This window comes from Kitasatospora sp. NPDC059648, from assembly GCF_042734825.1.
In the GTDB taxonomy this organism is placed as follows: domain Bacteria; phylum Actinomycetota; class Actinomycetes; order Streptomycetales; family Streptomycetaceae; genus Kitasatospora.
Window position 1 is genome coordinate 5,199 of record NZ_JBHWDU010000081.1, and the last position, 20,329, is coordinate 25,527.

At 70.4% G+C, this 20,329-nt stretch carries 17 protein-coding genes and 5 pseudogenes; 9 read left to right on the plus strand and 13 right to left on the minus strand.

Going from position 1 to position 20,329, the window contains the following annotated elements:
• Positions 1-62: 62 nt before the first annotated feature.
• The 3 genes from ACFV1W_RS32340 (at position 63) to ACFV1W_RS32350 (ending at position 1,470) form a co-directional block, all read left to right on the plus strand.
• Complete coding sequence (locus ACFV1W_RS32340; protein WP_380420815.1) at positions 63-506, plus strand: transposase; 444 nt, start codon at positions 63-65, stop codon at positions 504-506.
• 257 nt (positions 507-763) lie between these two features.
• Positions 764-901 (plus strand): hypothetical protein, encoded by a 138-nt coding sequence (locus tag ACFV1W_RS32345; protein WP_380420816.1) that lies wholly within the window; start codon positions 764-766, stop codon positions 899-901.
• Positions 902-912: 11 nt separating this feature from the next.
• A complete protein-coding gene (locus ACFV1W_RS32350; protein ID WP_380420817.1) occupies positions 913-1,470 on the plus strand; it encodes a GNAT family N-acetyltransferase in 558 nt (185 codons plus the stop codon).
• Positions 1,471-1,579: 109 nt separating this feature from the next.
• On the opposite strand, the gene ACFV1W_RS32355 is transcribed toward ACFV1W_RS32350, so the two are convergent.
• The 6 genes and pseudogenes from ACFV1W_RS32355 to ACFV1W_RS32380 form a co-directional block, all read right to left on the minus strand.
• Positions 1,580-2,788, minus strand: a complete 1,209-nt coding sequence (locus ACFV1W_RS32355; RefSeq protein WP_380420843.1) for a cytochrome P450 — start codon at positions 2,786-2,788, stop codon at positions 1,580-1,582.
• A 48-nt stretch (positions 2,789-2,836) separates the two neighbouring features.
• A pseudogene (locus ACFV1W_RS32360) lies at positions 2,837-4,207 on the minus strand (NAD(P)/FAD-dependent oxidoreductase); the annotation flags it as partial.
• Positions 4,204-4,458 carry a ferredoxin gene (locus ACFV1W_RS32365; protein WP_380420818.1) on the minus strand — a complete coding sequence of 85 codons (255 nt, stop codon included), beginning with the start codon at positions 4,456-4,458 and terminating at the stop codon, positions 4,204-4,206. The pseudogene ACFV1W_RS32360 and the gene ACFV1W_RS32365, both read right to left, overlap by 4 nt.
• Positions 4,459-4,476: 18 nt before the next feature.
• The gene (locus ACFV1W_RS32370) at positions 4,477-5,793 is read right to left on the minus strand and encodes a cytochrome P450 (RefSeq protein WP_380420819.1); all 1,317 of its coding nucleotides are present in this window, start codon (positions 5,791-5,793) and stop codon (positions 4,477-4,479) included.
• A gap of 539 nt (positions 5,794-6,332) precedes the next feature.
• A pseudogene (locus ACFV1W_RS32375) lies at positions 6,333-6,791 on the minus strand (DUF6529 family protein).
• 67 nt (positions 6,792-6,858) lie between these two features.
• Positions 6,859-7,290, minus strand: a complete 432-nt coding sequence (locus ACFV1W_RS32380; protein WP_380420820.1) for a hypothetical protein — start codon at positions 7,288-7,290, stop codon at positions 6,859-6,861.
• A 625-nt stretch (positions 7,291-7,915) separates the two neighbouring features.
• On the opposite strand from ACFV1W_RS32380, the pseudogene ACFV1W_RS32385 reads away from it, so the two are divergent.
• Positions 7,916-8,222 (plus strand): annotated as a pseudogene (locus tag ACFV1W_RS32385) (transposase); the annotation flags it as partial.
• A gap of 235 nt (positions 8,223-8,457) precedes the next feature.
• Here ACFV1W_RS32385 and ACFV1W_RS32390 read toward each other — a convergent pair.
• The 3 genes and pseudogenes from ACFV1W_RS32390 to aspS all read right to left on the minus strand — a co-directional run bounded on the left by ACFV1W_RS32390 (position 8,458) and on the right by aspS (position 12,962).
• Entirely contained in the window at positions 8,458-9,906 is a 1,449-nt protein-coding gene (locus ACFV1W_RS32390) for a hypothetical protein (protein WP_380420821.1), read from the minus strand.
• A 459-nt stretch (positions 9,907-10,365) separates the two neighbouring features.
• Positions 10,366-11,261, minus strand: a pseudogene (locus tag ACFV1W_RS32395) (transposase).
• 390 nt (positions 11,262-11,651) lie between these two features.
• Positions 11,652-12,962, minus strand: coding sequence for an aspartate--tRNA(Asn) ligase (aspS, locus tag ACFV1W_RS32400; RefSeq protein WP_380420822.1), 1,311 nt, complete (start codon positions 12,960-12,962; stop codon positions 11,652-11,654).
• 494 nt (positions 12,963-13,456) lie between these two features.
• Here aspS and ACFV1W_RS32405 point away from each other — a divergent pair, with 494 nt between their 5' ends.
• The 3 genes from ACFV1W_RS32405 to ACFV1W_RS32415 all read left to right on the plus strand — a co-directional run bounded on the left by ACFV1W_RS32405 (position 13,457) and on the right by ACFV1W_RS32415 (position 16,957).
• Entirely contained in the window at positions 13,457-13,774 is a 318-nt protein-coding gene (locus ACFV1W_RS32405; RefSeq protein ID WP_380420823.1) for a transposase, read from the plus strand.
• Positions 13,771-14,412, plus strand: coding sequence for an IS3 family transposase (locus ACFV1W_RS32410; protein ID WP_380420824.1), 642 nt, complete (start codon positions 13,771-13,773; stop codon positions 14,410-14,412). Before ACFV1W_RS32405 ends, ACFV1W_RS32410 begins: the two co-directional genes overlap by 4 nt.
• Positions 14,413-14,749: 337 nt before the next feature.
• Positions 14,750-16,957, plus strand: coding sequence for a hypothetical protein (locus tag ACFV1W_RS32415; RefSeq protein ID WP_380420825.1), 2,208 nt, complete (start codon positions 14,750-14,752; stop codon positions 16,955-16,957).
• On the opposite strand, the gene ACFV1W_RS32420 is transcribed toward ACFV1W_RS32415, so the two are convergent.
• Entirely contained in the window at positions 16,917-17,402 is a 486-nt protein-coding gene (locus tag ACFV1W_RS32420; RefSeq protein ID WP_380420844.1) for an NUDIX domain-containing protein, read from the minus strand. The genes ACFV1W_RS32415 and ACFV1W_RS32420 overlap by 41 nt on opposite strands.
• 197 nt (positions 17,403-17,599) lie before the next feature.
• Here ACFV1W_RS32420 and ACFV1W_RS32425 point away from each other — a divergent pair, with 197 nt between their 5' ends.
• The gene (locus ACFV1W_RS32425) at positions 17,600-18,892 is read left to right on the plus strand and encodes a DUF4241 domain-containing protein (RefSeq protein WP_380420826.1); all 1,293 of its coding nucleotides are present in this window, start codon (positions 17,600-17,602) and stop codon (positions 18,890-18,892) included.
• A gap of 9 nt (positions 18,893-18,901) precedes the next feature.
• Here ACFV1W_RS32425 and ACFV1W_RS32430 read toward each other — a convergent pair whose 3' ends face one another.
• A complete protein-coding gene (locus ACFV1W_RS32430; protein WP_380420827.1) occupies positions 18,902-19,336 on the minus strand; it encodes a hypothetical protein in 435 nt (144 codons plus the stop codon).
• A gap of 331 nt (positions 19,337-19,667) precedes the next feature.
• Here ACFV1W_RS32430 and ACFV1W_RS32435 point away from each other — a divergent pair.
• Positions 19,668-19,913: pseudogene (locus tag ACFV1W_RS32435) on the plus strand (helix-turn-helix domain-containing protein); the annotation flags it as partial.
• Between the two features lie 14 nt (positions 19,914-19,927).
• Here the strand turns inward: ACFV1W_RS32435 and ACFV1W_RS32440 are convergent.
• Together ACFV1W_RS32440 and ACFV1W_RS32445 are read right to left on the minus strand one after the other, a co-directional pair.
• Positions 19,928-20,059 (minus strand): hypothetical protein, encoded by a 132-nt coding sequence (locus ACFV1W_RS32440; RefSeq protein ID WP_380420828.1) that lies wholly within the window; start codon positions 20,057-20,059, stop codon positions 19,928-19,930.
• Between the two features lie 86 nt (positions 20,060-20,145).
• Entirely contained in the window at positions 20,146-20,319 is a 174-nt protein-coding gene (locus ACFV1W_RS32445; protein ID WP_380420845.1) for a DoxX family protein, read from the minus strand.
• Positions 20,320-20,329 lie beyond the last annotated feature (10 nt).

The window sequence follows — 20,329 nt, forward strand, 5'->3', positions numbered from 1 at the left end:
GTCCACAAGTTGGACCAGAACCGCAACTCTCACGAACAAAGCCAACGAGCCCCGCCTCGCGGATGCCTTCGCGCCATCGGGCGTTCCCCGACCAGGACCCGCCCCGACGCAAGCCCTCCGTCAGGGACGTGACCAGCTGGATCACCCGCCGCCCCGACCGCCTGCGCGACGAAGACGCCCAGCAGCTCAAGGAGCTTCTCGCCCGAGCCCCGGTACTGGCTACCACCGCCGAGCATGTCAGGGCCTTCGCCGAGCTGATGAACGACCGCCGCGGCCGAGAGCTCAAGGACTGGATCACACGCGTCCGGCAGGACCAGGTCCCGGCCCTCCGCAGCTTCGCCACCGGTCTCCTGCAGGACCTCGATGCGGTCGTCGCCGGCCTGACCCTCAGCTACAGCTCCGGCGCGGTCGAGGGCCACAACAACAAGATCAAGATGCTCAAGCGCCAGATGTTCGGCCGTGCCGGCTTCGACCTTCTGCGCAAACGCGTACTCCTCGCGGCATGAGGCCGCCGGTCGTGGCGGCGTGGACGGTCACGCGGTCGGCGCGGATGGTCAGGGTGTTGACCTCGACGTCGGTGGTCCGGTGGAGCCAGAGGTCTTGGAGGAGATCGTCACCCACGACCGTTCATGATCGCGGCTCCAGTGACGCTCTGTGGCTCTGGCACGGAAAGTGATCCAGAACCTGAAAACTGACCGCTGAACGGCGGATCGACGGTGACCCACCTCGCGATCGTCTGATCATCCTGAAAAGAAGTACCGCCGTGGACACCACGACCACCATCCCCCAGGCCGCCGCGCCGGCCGGGCCGCCGCGCATCCCGGCGCAGCCGTCCGCCGGAGGCTCGGTGAACCCGTTCCGCCTCGGCGTGCCCGTTGGTCTCGCGCGCAGTGCGGCGTGATCGAATAGGGCATGGCATCGTCCTGGACCGGTAAGCGGGTGCGCCTGCGCACGATTGAGCCCGATGACTGGACGGCGTTCGCGCGCTTCGCGGACGATGACGGGCGGCGAGGGGGTCGGTTGGAACTGCCGCGGTCCGCCGAGAGCTATCGTGCCTGGGCGAAGGAGCAGGCCGTTGCCGAGTGCGTCGACGACCGTTTCCGGTTGGCGGTCGAGACGACGGCCACGGGGGAGTTGGTCGGGACGGTCGGCTCACATCGCACCGGTCGTTGTTCGGGCTGGTTCGAGTGTGATGTCATGATCGGCGCCGGCCACCGGCGCAAGGGCTACGCGGCGGAAGCCGTGGTGCTGTTGCTGCGCTTCATGTTCGCCGAGCGGCGGTATCACAAGTGCCTGGCGGCGGTTTTGGCCCCCAACGAGGCGTCGTTGGCACTCTTTCGTCGGCTCGGCTTCACCGAGGAGGGGCGCTTGCGGGAACACGTTTTCTTCGCCGGCGGCCATCACGACCTCGTCATGATGGGCGTGCTCGCCGACGAGTTCGACCGGCGCCACACGACGAGCGGGCCGTAAGCAGATCGTCCGGGCGTGTGCGGAACGGTACTCGGACTTGATCGACGTTCGTTGTTGAGCCGGCCGGGCCATCTGCGGCGCGACCCTGCAACTGCCCTCGGCTGCCGGGTCAGCCGGCACCCTGCTTGATGTCCAGATGGATCGGACCCCGAAGAACGGGGCTGGGCCGGTACGGCGGTGGGTCGGCGACCAGCCTGGGGCGGTCGAGCCGGCGTACCAGCTCGGTCAGCGCGATCTGGGTTTCCCGCCGGGCCAGCGGGCCGCCGAAACACAGGTGGATGCCGCTGCCGAACCCCAGATGCTGGTTGTCACGCCGATCCGGGTCGAAGCGGTCCGGATCGTGGAAGCGCTTCGGATCGCGGCTGCCTGAGGCCAGCATGAGCATGATCTGCGAGCCCTGGGGGATGACGGTGTCGGCGACGGTGATGTCACCGTACGCCGCACGCCAGGGAATGATGTGCACGGGGGGCTCGTAGCGCAGCAGTTCCTCGACCAGGGGCACGACGAGGTCCGGTTCGTCGCGCAGTCGCTGCAGCACCTGCGGATGGCGCAGCAACGTCAGCATGCCGTTGGCGATGAGGTTGACGACGGTCTCGTGGCCGGCGATGAGGAGCAGTCTGGCGGTGGCGACGATTTCGGCGTCGGCCATCCGACCGTCGGGCCCGTCGTCGTTGGCCAGCCGTGACAGCAGGCCGTCTCCCGGCCGACCGTGATGCTTCTCCACCAGCTCGCCGAGGCACTGGCGCAAGTCCTTGCGGGCCTGTACGCCCTTGTCCAGTTTCTCCTTCGGGTCGGTCTCCGGGTTGTAGTCGACGGAGTTCATGATGTCGTTCACCCAGAGGTGGAACCTCGGCTCGTCCTCGCGTGGAACGCCGAGCAAGTGACAGATCACGGTCACGGGCAACGGAAAGGCGAAATCGTCGACGACGTCGATCCGCTCCTTGCCCGCCAGACCGTCGATCAGACTGCCGATGGTGGCGGTCAGGAAGCCTTCAAGCCCGGTCACCAATCCCGGGGTGTGCGGGGGGCCGAAGTGACGCATCGCCATACGCCGCAGGCGATCGTGCTCGGGCGAGTCCATGTGGATGAACGACGACGTCACCCCTTCCTCGGCTGAGGGCATCGGCGGACGCGTCAGATTGCACAGGTCGGAACTCAGATGCGGGTCGTTCAGTATGTCCGTGATCTCGCGATAGGTGCTGATGACGTAGCTGCCGTCCTCCTGCCGGGCCACCGGCGTCCTGCGCAGTTCGGCGTACAGCGGGTACGGGTCGGCCCGGGCGGAGTAGTCGAAGATCCGTTGCAGCGTGCCGGACATGTGGGTCGCGGTCGTCCGGCCTTCCTCCTGCCGATTCCGGTGCACGGCCGTGACGCGGCGCTCACCCCGGTCATGGCCTGTGACGACCGCCGTGGCTCCCTGCGCGAACATGGCGGGACCGGGGAAGTCGACGGGAACCGGTTGCATGTCGGCCGGCTGGTCCGGCGTGCGGCACGGAGGCGGGAAAGGTGCGGCCGCCTCGATCAACCTTCGGTAGTGATTCAGCCACTTACCGCTGTTGAAGCTCGCGGCGGCTGTGACGCGGCCCCGATAGCCATATGCGGTGACGAAACGGTGGTCGTCGAGCGATCCCTGGGTGACAAGCATCTCGTCGGCGAAGGTCGGCACGCCGACGGACTTGATGTTGACGCCGAACTGGATCGACCAGAACACCGGGATGGACACGTGGGCCCAGCGGTCCGCCTGGGCACTGATCATGTTGTGGGCCGCGACCTCTGCCTGCTCCACGGCGTTGGCCCAGTGCTCCATTGAGATGAGCCGGTATCCGTAGATGGGGTGCGGGCAACGTGCCACGTCTCCTGCGGCGAAGACGTCGTCGATGACGCGGCCATGGATGTCGAGGGCGCGGCAGCCCGTGTCACAGGTGATTCCCCACACGCCCGCCGCCAGTCCCGACCCCCGCAGCCACTCGGTGTTGCGAATGCTCCCGAGCGCCACCACCGCCACGCCGGCGTCGACCGTACTGCCGTCGTCGAAGTGAGCACGGCAAAACCGTCCCTGCGCGTCGCCCTCCAGCCGGGCGACCTTGACACCGCACCGCAGGTCGACACCGTGAGCGCGCTGCAGGTCGGCCGCCACCTCGCCGATCACGGCACCGAGCGCCCCGACCAGCGGAGCCGGCGCGAGTTCGGCGACGGTCACCGGGATGTCCCGCTCGCGGCAGACGGACGCGATCTCGGAGCCGGTGAATCCCGCACCGATGACCAGCACCCGGGAGGGCCCGGCGGCGAGGGCCCGCTGCAGGCTCTCGGCATGCTCGCGGGTACGTACGACGAACACTCCGTCCAGGGCCGCCTCAGATTCGACGGACCACGGTCGGGCCCGTACCCCGGTGGAGATCAGCACCCGGTCGAAGGGAACCTCGCGTCCGTCGGCGAGACGCACGTGGTTCGTCGCGAGGTCCAGCCGGCCGGCGGGCACCCCCAGCAGCCACTCCGCATCGATGCCACGACGGCGGGGCAAAGCGGTGCTCCCGGCCGGCACCCATCCGGCCAGTACTTGCTTGGACAGAGGAGGCCGGTCGTAGGGCTCACCCAACTCGTCACCGATCATGGTCAACGATCCGGTGAAACCCTCCTCTCGCAGAGCCTCCGCGGCCCGCAGCCCCGCCAGCGAAGCCCCGACAACCACGATGCGGCCATCGCGCTTGAACGCACGCAGGTCGTCGACACCGGTCATGACGGCGACGCCTCCGCCGGTACCTGCCGCCCCTGAAGCCGGTCGACCAGGATCGCCTGGACCGGGGAGGCCGCCGCGGCGCGGAGCACCTGGTCGCGCTGGGCGTCGTCGGGATTCGGGTCGTACATGAGCGCTTCCTCACCGTGCATCCGGAACGCCTCCGGAGCCAGGAACGCGCACTGCGCGGACCGCTCACATCGGGAAAGATCAACGACAATTTTCACCCCGACCTCACAGGGAGTTGGAGCCACAGACCCTCACGCGGTCTGTCACCGAAGGCAGGACTGCCCTCGACCGCGCACGGTGGCACGCAGCTGCAGGCCGGGGGTTGCGAGACCTTCGAAGGTGGTGACCCGGTAGCCGGGTTCCGGGCCGGGTGGCTCGCTCAGGTGGTAGCGGTGGGCGGTGTGCGCAGTCAGGACCGTGAGCATGGCCATGGCCAGGGCAGCTCCCTCGCAGCTGTGGGGCCCGGTGCCGAAGGTGAGAAAGACCCCGGGTTTCGCCGGAGAGCACGAATCGTCGAGCCAGCGTTCGGGTCGGAACTGGTCCGGCTCGGGGTATTCCCGTGCGTCGCGGTGGGCGGTGTAGGGGCACACGAGAACGGTGGACCCGGCGTCGATGGTGTAGTCGGCGAGCTGGGTCCGCCGCGGGGCGCGCCGGGTCAGTAGCCAGCTCGGGGGGTGTAGCCGGAGCACTTCGCGGACCAGTGCCCGAGTGTATTGCAGGCTCTCGAGGTGGGTGCTGGTCGTCGCGGCCGCGTCTGCGGGCAGCAGGGCGGCGGCTTCAGCCGCGATCCGGTCCGCGGCCCGGGGGTGGCGGGCCAGGCAGAGCAGGATCCATCCGGCTGCCCGGGAAGGTGTCTCGAAGGTGGCGACGGTGATTCCGGGCAGAGTGTCGAGGATGACCCATTCCGACAGTGTGCCGTAGCGACTGGACGGGCGGAGCATCTGTCCGAGCACGTCGTCACCGAGCCGGCCCGACGAACGGCGGCGGCGGACGATGGGCCGCAAGGCGTTGGTGAAGGCGACCTGTTGCTGGGTGCGGAACCGCCGAGCCGGTGTGGGGACCCAGCCCGGCCATACCCAGCGCGTGGGGCGAACGAGCACCTCCCGGGCCACGAAGAGCTGCCGGGCGAAGGGCAGCAGGGTGGGAGCGTCTTCGGAGAAGAGGTAACGCACGCCGACCTCCGCCAGGACCGACCGGACCAAGGGCAGAATCTCCACGTCCTGGCTCGTGGGCCACTGGTCGGCAAACCGAACGGTCCCGGACGCGATCTCACCGATCCGGGCCGAAACCGCCTGGGGACGCAGCCCGCGCATACGGGCGGCGCGCGCGTGCGCACGCTCCTCGGACGTCGGCGCGCCGTCGGCCCGCTTCAACGGCGGGAAGAGGGGCGAGGGCGGCTTGGGGAAGTCCTGCGCACGGTGCAGGACTTCTTCACACGGCCCAGCCGTGGCCGCTACGTAGACACCCGGCTCCAGCTGCCAGACGTCCCCGCACTCGTCGGCGCCACGGCGCGCTAGTGCCAGCCGGTCACGGCTCCAGGCCGCAAAGTTGCCTTCGGGCAACCACGGCGGCTCATTCACTCGGCCCATGAGATCGCCCCTGACGCGCGTACCTGTTCAGGCCGATCGTCGGCAGCACGGCCGGGAGCCGACGGTCGCCCGGGCCGCCCGGCAGCGCGGTCACGCCTTGTCGGCGGACGTACCCCAGTCGTGGGCCCCGTACGCACCGTAGTTGCGAGTGAACGACAACTTGGCGAGCAGCTTGGCGATCATGGTTCACTCCTCTCGCCTGTCTTTATATGTTCCATTTTATGCCTGTCATGTTTCAGGGCTCCGGCGTGGATATGAGTGCCGGGCCCGCAGCCGGGCCAACCTCACCCCGATGTCGGCGGTCGGTGCCGCCCCGGCCGCGAGGTGTGCCGGCGCCGGTCACCTCAAGAACTGGGGGCACCAGAGCCCCGGAGGAACGGAACGGCATTCGCGCGGACCGGTCACGTCGCGCCTCGGGAGGCGGCGGGTTGGTGGCCACTGCTGATAGTGGCCGACGACGGCACCGAGCCGTCGCCGTCCGCCTACAGACCGGGCGCCCAGTAGCCGTCCAGGTGCCGGAACGCCGCCGATTACCAGGCCAGGGCGATCATCGTGACGAGCGCGCCACCGGCGAGCGGGAGCGCCCAGCCCGGCCAGCGGCGGTGGCGCACCACGACTACCTCGGCGACAAAGGCCCCGGAGAGACAGTCGGCGGGCGAGTGCAGCGCCACGGGTCCCGGTCAGGCTGACGCCGTAGGCGATGATGCATTCCTGGGCGATCGGGACGGAGGGCAGGAAGGCGACCAGACAGATCAGTCGGTGCACGGTGGGCATCGGGTGCGGTGCGGCGCGCAGGCCGGGCAGCTGGCCGTACATCCACGCGCGAGGAGCAGCTGGATCAGCGCCAGCCCCAGCAGAGCGCTGCCCAACTGGGTCTTGAGCAGGAAGACGCCGTGGCAGCGCACCCCGAAGAAGCTGCGCCGGCACTCCGGGGTGTGCACCCGCCCGTACCAGAGGAGGACGGCCGTCACCGCCAGGGGCAGCAGCAGTCACAGCAGTCCCAGGAGCTGCCGGGGTTCGGTGCGCGAGGCGAGGCGTGGCATGTGATCAGCCGCCTTAGCCGTCGGCGTTGCCGCCCGGAGGAGCGCCGGCCCGAGTGGACGCAGAGCGCGACGGGCCGGTGATCAGAAAGCCCACGAGCGAGGTCACAGCGCCGACGGCTTCAGCGATCGCGCTGCCGGTCCTCTTCGGCCCCCAGTACGGCTCGTACATGTTCGGCAGCGGACCGAGAGTGCCCACGTTCACGAACCCATAGAGCAGCACGGCGCCCAGCGCGGAGACCGACACCAGGAACGCGAACACCCACACCGGCCGTCGGCGACCGAGCAGCAGGACCAACAGCGCGGCCAGCGACGCCACGGCGGCTTCGAGGCGAAACAGCGTTCCCTGGCTGATCTGCCGCCCGACCGGATCGTAGGCGGCGGCGAGGTTGGCGTGTACGTAGGCGTCCACGGCCAGTGCGGCCGCAGTCACCACTTGGAGCAGCACCCGGGTGACCGTGTGGCGGCGCGGGCGGTCGCCGGGTCCGGGAGCCATCGCTATTGCCCGACCGCGCTTGCTGCGGCCGTGCTGGGCGCCGGGGACGCCGGGCCGTTCCCGCCGATCTGGAGGTGGGTGTCCATGGCGAGTTCCTTGTGCTTGTCGATGGGGCTCGGCCCCGGTCAGGGCCGGGCCGAACTGCTGGAGCGCGCAGTGGCAGCGGTCAGCACGGCAAGGGGCAGGAACCGCAATCCGGCGCGGACGCCACGCGGGAATTCAACAACGTGTGCACGACCATGTTTCGGGGCCTCCCTTCCGGGACGAGACTGGCCCAAGTTCCCGATCACGCCAACGCCGACACTCGCCCCGCACGGGCCATCACCTGGTCGGGCGAGGACGTGCCCGGTGACCGCCCGGCGGGCGCGCGGCGCAAGCACCCGTCGCCGAACTCATCCGGTCGAGTGACCACAGCGCAACCCCGGTGACGGCGTCAGCGTGTGCTGGGCCCGAAGTCCATCCATGTGCGCATCAGGGCGGGAGACCGCATGCCGAGGATGGCGGGCGCGGCTCGCTCCCGAGCGGCACGCGGCAGCCGGGGCCGCCGCCTGCGACACAACGGCGGTGCTGGGCGACGCTCCTGGTCGTCCTCGACACCGGCTACGACGCCCCACGCATCGCCCACCTGCTGGACGGCCTGCCGGTGCAGATCCTCGGCCGGCTCCGCTCGGACCGCGTGATGCGCCGACCCGCCCCGCCCCGGGTCTACAACCCAACCGGCGGTCGGCCGCCCAAGCACGGCAGCGCGTTCGTCTTCGGCCAGCCCGAGACCCGGGGCACCGAGCAGGCGGTCACCACCACCGAGACCCGCCGCTACGGGACAGCGGTCGCACAGAACGTGGGACCGACTCCACCCCAAGCTCACCCGCCTGGCCGCTTCCGCCGGATGCTGCTGGCCGACCTCGCGACGTGCGGGGTCGGCCAGCAGCGTTCTGTGGGGCTGCTGGTGGGTCAGCGGCGTGACCTGGGTGGAAGCACGCGGGCGTGCAGCAGTGCGGCACGGGTGAGCTCCGCGCCTGGTTCGTGGTCCTCGTTGAACAGGGCGGTGAGCCCGTCCGGGGCACTGTTCCAGTAGTTGTCGAGGGTGATGCGGGCTCCGAGGTCCCGGGGTTGGTTGGTCTACCAGTGCTCGTGGCGGTCGCAGCGCATGTCGTACTTGTCGTGTTCGTCGTGCCGGTGGCGCTTGATCCTTGTGAGGTCGGTGGCGGTGTGGGGGGTGGTGTCGCCGCCCCCGGTGACAACCGCGACGTTGGTGACCTCGTCGTCGGCCATGCAGGAGACATCGACCTGCAGCGTGATGGGCGGGTAACTGCTCCCGGCGGCGAGGGCGTCACTGCGGGTGCAGGTGAGCGTGCCCTGGTCACAGGTCCAGCCCGTACCGCTGATGCTGTCGGCCTTGAGTCCCGCGGGGAGGGTGTCCTGCATGGTGACCGTGGTGCCGTCGGTCGGGGCGGCTCCGGCGGCGTTGCCAACAGTGATGGTGTAGAGGCCGTCCCGTCCCTGGGTGAAGTGCCCGGTGTGGGTCTTGGTGATGGTCAAGGACGGGAGCGTGTAGGAGATGGTCACCTGTCCGTTGTGGTTCGCCGTCCCGATCGTCGACAGTGCGAAGCTCGTGCCGGTGCCCGTGGGGGTGGCGAAGCTGCTGCCCCCGCCACCGCCACCACCACCCGCCGAGGTGCCGTGGTCGTTGACGGCGCCGCTGCCGCCGCCCCCGCCACCGAAGTAGCCGCCCCCGGCGCCGCCGCCGCCAGCGATGGCAGTGGCGGCGCAGCCGCCGTCGAACCTGCCCCCGGTGCCGCCGGTGCCGACCGTGACACCAGAGAACCCGCTCCCCGGCCCGCCGTTCGTGACCGCACAGGACGGGACGCTGCCGGAGGCCCCGCCGGGCCCTCCGGTACTGGTGCTGGTGCTTCCGCCGCCCCCGCCCTGCCCCGGCGCGGCCCCGGGGCCGGTGGCGCTTCCCGCAGTACCGGCGGTGGCATCCGGCGTCGTCCCGCCGTTGCCTCCGTTGCCTCCCGTGGAGCCCGCTCCGGTGCCGCCGGAGGCACCGCCGCCCCCGGCGACCACCAGCAGGGAGCCGCCCGTGCTGACGCTGGAGGCCCCGCCCCCGCCCGGACCTTCGAAGTGGAAGCCGCTGAGCGGGAAACTCCCCCCCGGGGCGCCGCCGTTGAACCCGCCCGCACCCGCCGTGCCGGTGCCGTTGCAGCCCTTGCCGCCGGTGCCGCCGACATTGACGGTGAAGGTCGTCGGTGCGACGGTCTGCGGCAGAGTGGTCACCACCCGCGCCCCCGTCCCACCGGTCCCCGTGACGGAACAGGGGGTGCCGGTGTTGTCGGCGCCACCCGCGCCGTCCGCGATGATCGTCACCACCGCCGCCGCCGGGACCGTCAGGGTCTGCGAAGCGCCGGTGAAGGTGAAGGTCTGCGACGGATCAGCCGCTTGCGCCTGCACCGGCACGGCCCCCACCGGCGCGGCGGCCGCCGGTGGAGCCGCGGCCGCCAGCAGCGCCATACCGGACAGCAGCGCGCCCCCCACCGACACCACCCCCCCGCCACGCTCCACGGCCACGGGCCGCTCACGGCCGACCCGGCACCACGGCAGATCGCCCCGTGCACGCGTACGAGCACTCATCCGCAGGTTCACCTCTCCTCACAACAAGGCGCCCCGCACCCTCACGCGACAACGCATGAATGTGACAGGACACCTGACGGCAAATCATGACAAACAACAGTAGATACCCCGATCCGAGCACTTCGACGTAGCGAGGTCATGAGCAGCCCCAGGTGTCGCAACACCCCGCGCGGGCCGGCGAGGAACCGGCATCGCCCGTACGCCCTGCTGCGCCAAGCGCTGCTCGGCGCCGACGAGGTCGCCGTCGTACGCACCACGCTGCGCACCCGCGAGAGCCGCGACACGCGGCACCGCGGTCCGGTCGGCGTAGAGCGTCCCGGAGGGGAACGGGCAGGGTCCGTACGGTCTTCGGCTCTGACAAGATTTTCGTGACCGGTGATTGCCCTCGGCTCTGGGTCAGCTGAGCAGGATGCGCTGGCGTAGAAGGCGGCGTCCGGCGCGGCCGTAGGTCTGCCGCTTGAGCAGCTTGATCTTGTTGTTGACGCCCTCGGTGCGGCCGTTTTGCCAAGGCAGGGTGAGGGCGTGGTCGACGCCGGCGCGGTCGCGCTCAAGGCCGGTGGCGTAGGCGTGCAGGAACGGCAGATCCGCCGCCCGGACCCGCGTGATCCATCCGGTCAGCGCCTCGGCGTTGGCCGGTTTCGGGGTGAGGAGGGCGGCGAAGTCGCCTACAGCGTCTGCCAGGGCAGTCATCTCCGGGCAGGCGCCAGCGAGCTGGTCACGCAGCACTCACTGGCCCTCGCGCAGGTGGTCGGGGTCGGTGAGCAGGAGGCGGGCGGCCTTGCGCGGGGAGAGGCTGGCGTGGTCGGCCGGGCGAACTCGTCGATGCCCAGCACCCGCGGGACCACCCGGGCGGGCAGGCTGATGCGCATCAAGCAGTTCAGCACGCTCGCCCAGGTCAGCACGTGGTGCAGCACGCCCAGCAGGCGGGCCCCGGCCGACCCGGCCAGTTCCACGGCGACCGCGTCGACCACTCTCTGCAGAACAGGAGTGCGACGCTGGTAACGCCGGGTCAGCCCGTCGATCTGCTCGGCGAAGGTGACCTTCTCGCAGGCCGGGGTCTCGCAGTACAGGCGGCGCACCGATAAGTCGATCACGACCGCCCGACCGCCCACCGCCTCGTCCGCGACATGCCGCTCGTATCGAGAGTGCACCCAGTTGGACGACTGCCCGCACAACGGACACGCCGCCGGCAAGTCATCCCTGGTCCGGGCAGTGATCCTCAGCAGATCCCCGCTGGCCTCCACGCGCTCGACCTGCACCGCGGCCAGCTGCGGCAGCAGGTCCCCCACCATCACAACACACCCAGACAGCGTCTCACCGCCAACCAAGCGACAGAATGGGCGAGTTGAAGCGATCATCGGTTACGAAAATCTTGTAAGAGCCGTTGGCTGGACACACCCACCTCAGTCGCTCGCGGCGATCCTCGGTGAGGCAACCGGTGAGGAGCCGCCGGAGCACGACGTAGTGGATCGTCACTCCGTCGCCATGCGGCCCGGAGACCAGTTGTGGAGCCAAGCTCTGACACCCCAGTGGGTCACAGCCGAGTCGGCGCTCGCCATGAGCGTATTGGGACAACAACCCTGCCGAGGCATGGACGTATGACCTGCGCAATGTCCGCTACTGAGACTGCGTCCCACGACACGAGGTTCCTGCCCGTGTCGTGGGACGCAGTCACAACCGGGTTACGGGGTGAGCCGGTTCGGCCCGCGGAACAGGAAGGTCGCCTCGCGGATCGAGGCCAGGCCGAGCATGACCATCAGCACCCGGCCCAGGCCCATGCCGAGGCCGCCGTGCGGCGGGCACCCGTACCGGAACGCGTTCAGGTAGTCCTGCATCGGCTCCGTGCTCATGCCCTTCTCGGCGGCCTGCTTCAGCAGCACGTCGTGCCGGTGCTCGCGCTGTGCGCCGGTGGTGACCTCCAGGCCCTTCCACAGCAGGTCGAAGCTCAAGGTCACGCTCGAGTCGTCGGCGGGCCGCATGTGATAGAAGGGCCGGATGCCGACCGGGTAGTGCGTGATGAACACGAAGTCATGCCCGGTGGACTCCTTGATGTGGGCCGAGACACCCCGCTCACCCTCCGGGTCCAGGTCTTCCTTGACCCCTTCGGGGTCCCAGCCGCCCTTGCGCAGGATCTCCTGCGCCTCCGCCATGGTGATGCGGGGAAAGGGCGTCGTGGGCACCGTGACCTCGACGCCGAAGTGCTCTGCGATCGCCTCGCCGTGCATGCCGGCGACCTTGCCGATCGCGTGGGCGAGCATCTGCTCCTCGAACGCCATCACGTCCTCGACGCCGTCGATCCAGGCCAACTCCACGTCGACGCCGGTGAACTCGGTGGCGTGCCGGGAGGTGAACGACGGTTCCGCGCGGAAGACCGGCCCGATCTCGAACACCTTTTCTACGTCGGCCGCGATCGCCATCTGCTTGAAGAACTGCGGCGACTGCGCCAGGTAGGCGCTGCGGCCGAAGTACCCGAGCTCGAAGACCTCCGCGCCAGACTCCGAGGCGGTGCCCATCAGCTTGGGGGTGTGCATCTCGGTGGCACCCTGCGCATAGGCGTACTCGCGCATGCCCTGTTCCAGGGTGGTCTGCACGGCGAACATCAGCTGGGTGGCGGGACGGCGGCGCACGTCCAGAAAGCGCCAGTCCAACCGCTGTTCCCGGCCGGTGTGGTCGTCGATCGGCAGCGGCGTAGCGGCGGGGTTCAGTACCTCGACCGCCTCGGGAACGATCTCCAGGCCGCCGAGCTTGACCTGGGACGCGTCGACGACGCGGCCGGTGATCCTCACCGCGGACTCGGGCGTGAGGGCTTCGAGCTGGGCCTCCAGTGGCCCGTCGTCACGTTGGTGGGTCACCTGCACCATTCCGGTGTTGTCCCGCACGATGACGAACTGCGTCTTGCGCTGCAGGCGGAGGGTGTTCACCCATCCGCAGACGGAAACGGTACGGCCGACGTGTTCTCGCAGGTCGGAGACACGTACGCGGCTCTGGATCATTGCGGTCCTCCGAAGGACATCGTCATGATCCCTTGGGAGTGCGGGCGAGAAGGGCAACTCGCGGTACCACCGCACTTTCGCCGCCACAAAGTGGCGGCCTCATTCAGACCCGGTGACGGGGGTCGGCCGGCGGGGCATTGGACCACCAGGCGGAGTCGTTCCTCCCCGCGCTCAGGAGGGTCTTCACTTCGGGACGCGAGACCGCCTTCCCAGCTTCCGGCGGCTCTCTCTGCTCGCGTGATCCCTGGCTACTCGTCTCCGTCAACGCGTTGCCTAACAGGATACGGAGCGTGTGGCAGCGATGGCAATCAAGAAACTCGCATGGACGGGAAAAACCTGGCCGTGAGCGCGCGCGTGCGAGTGGCGATGGTGACCGATTCCGAGGAACTCACTCCACGGCTCGAACGCCGCATGGGCTCCCCCAGTTGGGGGGACTCCCGGGGTGACATTCCCCTCGTAGCGTGGAGTCGTGACCAGAGGGGAAGTTGAGGGTCATGGCGGGGAAGAGGCGCTCGTACGACGCGGAGTTCCGCGCGGGGGCGGTGCGGATCGTGACGGAGACCGGCAAGTCGGCGGCGGAGGTCGCGCGGGACCTGGGCGTGCACGAGAGCACGCTGCAGAACTGGGTCCACCGCGCGCGGGCCCGGGCGGACGCGGAGGCGGCCGGGGGCCTGAGCGAGTCCGAGCGCGACGAGCTGCGCCGGCTGCGCGAGGAGAACACGCGGCAGCGCAAGGAGATCGCCGAGCTCGGGATGGAGCGCGATGTCCTCAAGCGATCGGTGGTCCTGTGGGTGAAGGAGGCGACGAAGTGACGGTTGCGGGCTTCATCGCCGACCAGAGGACCGAGCACGGCGTCCCGCACACGATCGCCTGCCGGGCTCTTGGCGTGTCCGAGTCCTGGTTCTACAAGTGGCGCCGACGCCCGGCCGAACCGACGAAGCGCGAGGTTCGGCGGGCTGAACTGGCCGAGCGGATGCGGTACTTCTTTGCCGCTTCCGGCAACACGTACGGCTCGCCGAGGATCACGCTCGACCTGTGGGCCGAGGGCTGGCAGGTGTCCGAGAACACCGTCGCCAAGATCATGGCCGAGTCCGGGCTCCAGGGCCGCAAGCCCCCGCAGCGGCGCCGGTCACTGACCAGGCAGGGCAAGCGGAAGACGGCCCGTGACCTGGTGCACCGTCACTTCGACGCCGTGTCGCCGAACGTGCTGTGGGTCGGCGACATGACCGAGATCGACACCGGCGAGGGCAAGCTCTACCTCGCCACCGTGATCGACCTGTTCTCCCGACGCCTGCTCGGCTACGCGACGGGCTCCCATCATGACACCGCGCTGGTCAGCGCCTCGCTCAAGATGGCCGCGGCCACCCGGGGCGGCCGGGTGAACGGCGTGACCTTCCACAGCGACAGGGGTAGCGAAATACAGCAGCGCGGCCTACAACAACCTGTGTGACCGGCTCGGCGTCGTCCAGTCCATGGGGCGCGTCGGGTCGGCGCTCGACAACGCCGCGGCCGAGAGCTTCCACTCCACGATCAAGGTCGAGTACATCCACCGACACCGCTTCGCCACCCGGGCCGAGGCCCGCCTGAAGATCGTGCCGTGTATTGACGAATCTTTCGAGCACTCAGAGGAGTGCTCGGGGATGTCGCTCCCGGATCACGTCCGCCGACGGCCCGCTGTTGACCCGCCCATTCCACTTTTGCGATGCTGGGCGGCTCACGTCGGTGGTGGTACGCGAATCGACGCCCCGGGGGCGGGCTTTCGGTGTGGCGGGGAGAGGGGCCGGTACATGTCCGAGGACGTCCGCGATGCCGTGCGGGGTTCAGTGAGCGATCCGGCGTGGCTGGTCACCGCCGAACCGGCCGCTGTGCTGGCCGCGCTGGAGGACGCCAACAGCGCCGACGGGCACCTGCTCGCGACCGTCTACCGGGCGTCCGCCCACCTGCACCGGGACGCCGGGCCGGCGGCGCGCCGTCACCTCCTCGCCCTGGACGCGGCCCGGTTCGGCGCGCGCGACTGGGCAGCCCGCTTCGCCGCCGTCCCGCTGGACGGCGACGCCGGCGCGCGGTGGCCGGTCTCCTGGGCGTCCGGCTCCGAGGTCGACCACCGCTGCCGCGCCGTGCTGCAAGGCGGCCTGGACCTGGTGTTCGCCGCCACCGCCGCCGAGGTGGACGGCGGGACGGTCGTCGCCGTCGGCGACGGCGAGGGGTTCGTGCGGCTGTGGGACGGCAGCACGGGCGCACCGCTCGGCGAGCCGTTCCGGGTGCACGGCACCGAGGTCAGCGCCATGGCGACGGCTCGGGTGGACGGCGAGCCCGTGGCGGTGAGCGTCGGCGAGGACGCCACCGTGCGCGTGTGGAGCCTACGCGACGGCCGCCCCCTGCTGGAGCCCTGGCGCGGGCACGTCGCCCCCGTCTACGCGGTGGCCACAGCAGAGCTGGAAGGCCGCTGGGTGGCCGTCACCGCGGGCTGGGACCTCGGCCTGGAGGTGTGGGACGTCGCCACGGGCGCGCGCGTGGGCGAGGGCCTGCGCGGCCACGGCAACCGGGTGTACGGCGTGGCGACGGCCGAGGTGGACGGCCGGCCGGTGGCGGTCTCCGGGAGCTGGGACGGCACCGTGCGCGTGTGGGACCTGAAGGCGGGCCGCGCGCACGGCGACCCGCTGCCGGGCCACGACGGCCGGGTCTACTGCGTCGCTACCGCCGTCGTCGCCGGCCGCCCGGTCGCGGTGAGCGGCGGCACCGACGGCACCGTCCGGCGCTGGGACCTGACGACCGGCCGCGAGATCGGGGACGCGCTGATCGGCCACAGCGACGTCGTGCTGTCGATCACGACCGCCGTCGTGGACGGTCGTCCCCTCGCGATCAGCGGTGGCCGCGACGACGTCCTCCGGGTCTGGGACCTCGGGACCGGGCGGCTCGTCGGCGCCCCCCTGGTCGGGCACCGGGCCCCGGTGTCCACGCTCACGACCACCCGGGTGGCCGGCCGGCCGGTGGTGATCAGCGGCAGCACCGACAAGTCCGCGCGGCTGTGGGACCTCTCGGCCCCCGAGACCGTCGGCGCACCCGTCGCGGGGCACACCGACCAGGTGCTCGCCGCCGCCACCGCCGTCCTGCGCGGACGTCCGCTCGCCGTCACGGGCGGGGACGACGGCACCGCCCGCGTGTGGGACCTGGCGACCGGCGAGCCCGTCGGCGACCCGCTCGACCCGCCCGGGGACACCGTCGCCTCCCTGACCGCCACGGACGGCCACGTGCTCACCGGCGGCGACCTGGACGGCTCGGTGCACTGCTGGAGCCTGGCCGCCAACTCCCGCGCCGCCAGCCCCTTCCCGCTCCACACCGGCCCGGTGCGCGCCCTGGCGACATTGGACGTCGGCGGGCGCACCCTGGCCGTCAGCGGGAGCGTCGACCACACCCTGCGCGTGTGGGACGCGAGGACCGGCGCACCCCTCCTGCCGCCGCTGCAGGGGCACACGGACATGGTGTGGGGCGTCGCCGCCGTCCTGGTGGACGGCCGCCCGCTCGCCGTCAGCGCCGGGGTGGACGGCACCGTGCGGGTCTGGGACCTCACGACGGGCCGGCCGGTGGGCAAGCCACGGACAGGCCACGACGGCCCGGTGTTCTCGGTGGCCACGGCGGTGGTCGACGGGAGGCCGGTGGCCGTCACCGGCGGCCAGGACGCGACCGTCCGGCTGTGGGAGCTGGGCACCGGGCGCGGCCTGTGGAACCGGGCGCCGCGTGGCCCGCTCGGCGAGCCGCTGCGGGGGCACGGGCGCGGTGTGTGGCGGGTCGCGACGGCGGTGGTGGACGGCCGGCCGGTGGCCGTCAGCGGGAGCGGCGACGGCACGGTGCTGGAATGGGATCTGACGAGCCGTCGGCTCGTCGGCTCCGCGATGCGCTTCCCCGGGCCGGTCATGGGCCTGGCACTCTCCCCGGACGGCGGGCGGCTCGTCGTCACCTCGGGCCGGGAGGTCGTGGCGCTGGCCCGTCGCTGACCCCGGTGTGACGGAAGCGGCTGGCGCGGCCGGCGTGCCGGCCGTCGATTGTGAACAACCGTTGGCCGAGGTCGGCCACGGGGTCGAGGCGGCAGTCGGCGGCGGTGCGGGCGGTCGCGGCCAGCAGGTGCGCCGCTCCCCCGCGCTCCTTCCCGGCCGCGCGGGCCACCTCCTCCGCGAGGTCGGCCAGGTCGAGGCCGAGTTCCTCGAGCAGCTCCCGGCGCAGCGCGTCGGTCGGTTCCTCGCCGTCCTGGTCCCCGACCACGCCGCCGGGCAGCGAATGCTCAAGGCGGCCTCCCGCTGGCGTTCGAAGAGAGGCGGGAGAAGTCTGTCGCGCCAGAGGCCCCCCGAGATTCTGCGGGCGCTGGAACGCGCAACCATGCCTCCCAGACCGACCACCTTCCACGGCGAAGAGCCGACACGCTGAACTTGACAGACATCCCATGAGCTGGCGTGTCAAACAGCAAGTACGCGGGCCTGAGGGGACAAGTGGCCATCTCGTCGTACGGATGGCCGACACGCCCTCGCGACCCGGGCCGAATCGCCATCGGGCTGCCCTGCCCGGCTCGCCACCGGCAGCTCCTCTGTCGGACTCGGTCTCTATGGTGATCCACGGAGCAGGTGGCTCGATGGAAGGCAGTGATGACTGAGGTGCACAGCGACATGCTCGTCGAGGCGTTCTACGGCGACGGGTGGGATGCCCTGAATCGTTCGACAGTCCGCCCAATCCCCCGCGAGGAAGCCGCCCGCCGAGACGCGGCAGGCGAGCCGTACGCGGTCGTGCTCGCCGCCCTCGGGCAGGAGCTTCCCATCGCGGTGCTGCATGTCGCGTGGAGCGAGCACTATCTGGGCCTGTGGCGGTTCGACTCCTTGGGCCGCCGCGTGTTCGAAGCCGACCTGCGCAGGCTGGAACCGAAACGGCTGTTCCTGCGCCACCTGGCCGAGTGGCGATACGAGCAGCAGGATCTCCCCGACCTCTCGGACGAAGCCTGGAGGCGGACCATCGATCTGTACCCGGACGGGAAGAACAGCCAGGGCCTGTACCCACGCGGCCGACTCGGAGGCTCGACGCGCACTCTGGTCGACCTGCCGCGCGACCTGTGGTGGCTGCCGGTCCCGGAATTCGGGCGCTGGGAACACCTGCTGACAGCACCCCAGTTCGGGCTGCAGGGAACGTTCAAGCTCGTCGAGGAGACTTCAGACATCGCACCGCAGCCGGCCACTGGTGCGGCGGAGCCTTTCGGCTGGCGGCCGCCGGTGCCGGCAGCCGCGCCCTGGCCCGAGGAGTTGTTCACTCCCGGACTCAGGTTCACGCACCGACACCGGTCAAAGCCGCTCACCATCGAGCCGGTGAGAACAGTGACCGAGATCGCCTTGCCGACAGGGCAGCTGGCGGTCTGCGACCCCTCGTACCTGCCCACCGGCACGGAGGGGGACCCGCTGGTGATCGAAGTTCCGCCCGGTGTCTACCCGGTGCAGGAGACCGGCGCCAGCTACGAGGACGAAATGTTCGGCGACCGCTTCACCGCCCGCGACACATATGCCGTGCGTCTGCTGGTGAACCAGAAGCCGACTACCCGCTGGACGATGGCAGTCCCACCAGGCAAGGACGTGAGGCTGCTGCGTGACGGCCAGTACTTCGGCTTCGGCGTCGACTCCGCCACGGGCTGCTTTGTCGACTCCACCGCTCGAACCGAACTGGGCCGCCGCTACATGCGGGCCCTCACCTCCGGCGGCGGCGAAGGCGTCCACGACACCGAAGACGGCTACAGCAAGGTGACCGACGACGCTACCGGGGCCGGGCTGGTCACCTTCGTGTTGGGCGGAGACGGCGTCTACCCGGTCTGGGTGGGACGCGACGACATGGGTGAGGTCACGGCGGTCGTAGTGGCGGACGGCTTCGAAGTCGGCTGTCTGGAACCGTTGACCCCGTGAGCCGGGGTATCAAGCTGCGAGTACGTGGCCCCGATCCGACCAGGCGGTCGCCTCGTCGTACATCGTGCCGGTCTTGAGACAGCCGTGCAGGATGCCGACGAGCCGGTTGGCGAGTTGGCGCAGGGCGGCATTGAATTCGATGCCGTGGGCCCGTTGCTTCTCGTAGTAGGCCCTGGCACGACGGCCTTCCCTGACGCGCCCGGCGGACAGAGCTCCGGTGCGTCGCTGTGGAAGGGCATCTCCGGAGCTGCGGTAACCTGCGGCGAGCTGGTGTGCGGCATCGCCGTCGAGGACACACCGGGTTTCAGCAGTCGGCGCCTGACCGTGGTTCCTGTACACGCCTTCGCTCAGGCCGAAGCGTTTCGGCGGGCCGTTGAAGAGGCCACCGGACGCCGCCTGGTTCTGGAGTCTGCCGAGCTGCAGGACATCCTCACACCCGGGCATCCCGCGGCCGCGCCGCCGTCGCCGGCGGCGCTGCTGCGGCCGGAGTACGAGATCGTGCCGTTCCGGCCCCGCAGTGAGCTGGAGGGTCTGCCTACCTGGTGCCAGAGCCCGCCGGCCTTGTCCGGGGTGCTGGTGACCGGGCCGGGCGGCCAGGGCAAGTCCCGCCTGACCCGCCAGCTCGCCGCCGAACTGGCCGGATACGGCACGAGCGTACGGGGATGCAACCGTTCAAGGAACAACAAGCAGAGCTCCGCGCGCTGCTGGCCGCACCCGACACGGCCCCTGTCATCGCGGCGCGGGCAACGGATGGTGCTGCTACGCGCGCAGGGCCGCATTGCGCGGCGACGTCGCCGCGCAATGCGGCGTGTCCGCTCCAACTGTCGACCGCTGGGTGGCCCGGTTCGCCGAGCACGGCGCCGCCGGACTCGCCAGCCGGTCACGAGCCCGCACCCAAGCTCCCGAACATGTCGGGGCCCACGCCCTGGAACTGGCTGCGGCCCCTCCACCGCTGACCACTGGCCTGACCTGCTGGACCACCGGGGCGCTTGCCGAGAACCTACGCCCAACCGACGGAATCACGGTGTCACATAACTACGCGTTGTCGACGGGGTTCAGGGCGGCGGCCTTGACCCGGATCAGCACCGTACCGTCGGCGACAGCGGGGATGGCCAGATCGCCGATCTGGGGCCTGTCTCCGGCGGTCGGAACGTGAAGTGCACGCATGATGTCTCGCGGAGTTTCGTAGTGCTGGACGGACGGTTGTGGCGGCTGGACGGGTCAGAGCCGAAGGAGTACGGCCCGAAGCGGCCCTAGACGACCGCTGCGGCGAGCAGCAGCGGGTCCACGTTGACACCGATGACCTGGGCTTCCTTGCGGCGGGCGTGGGTCGCGATTGCGCCGATAGTGATCAGGATCAGGCCGAGTGCGGCGAGGACTTCGAAGTCCGCCGGCTGGTGTTCGACAGCCTCACCAAGGGGCAGCAGCGCCGGCTGG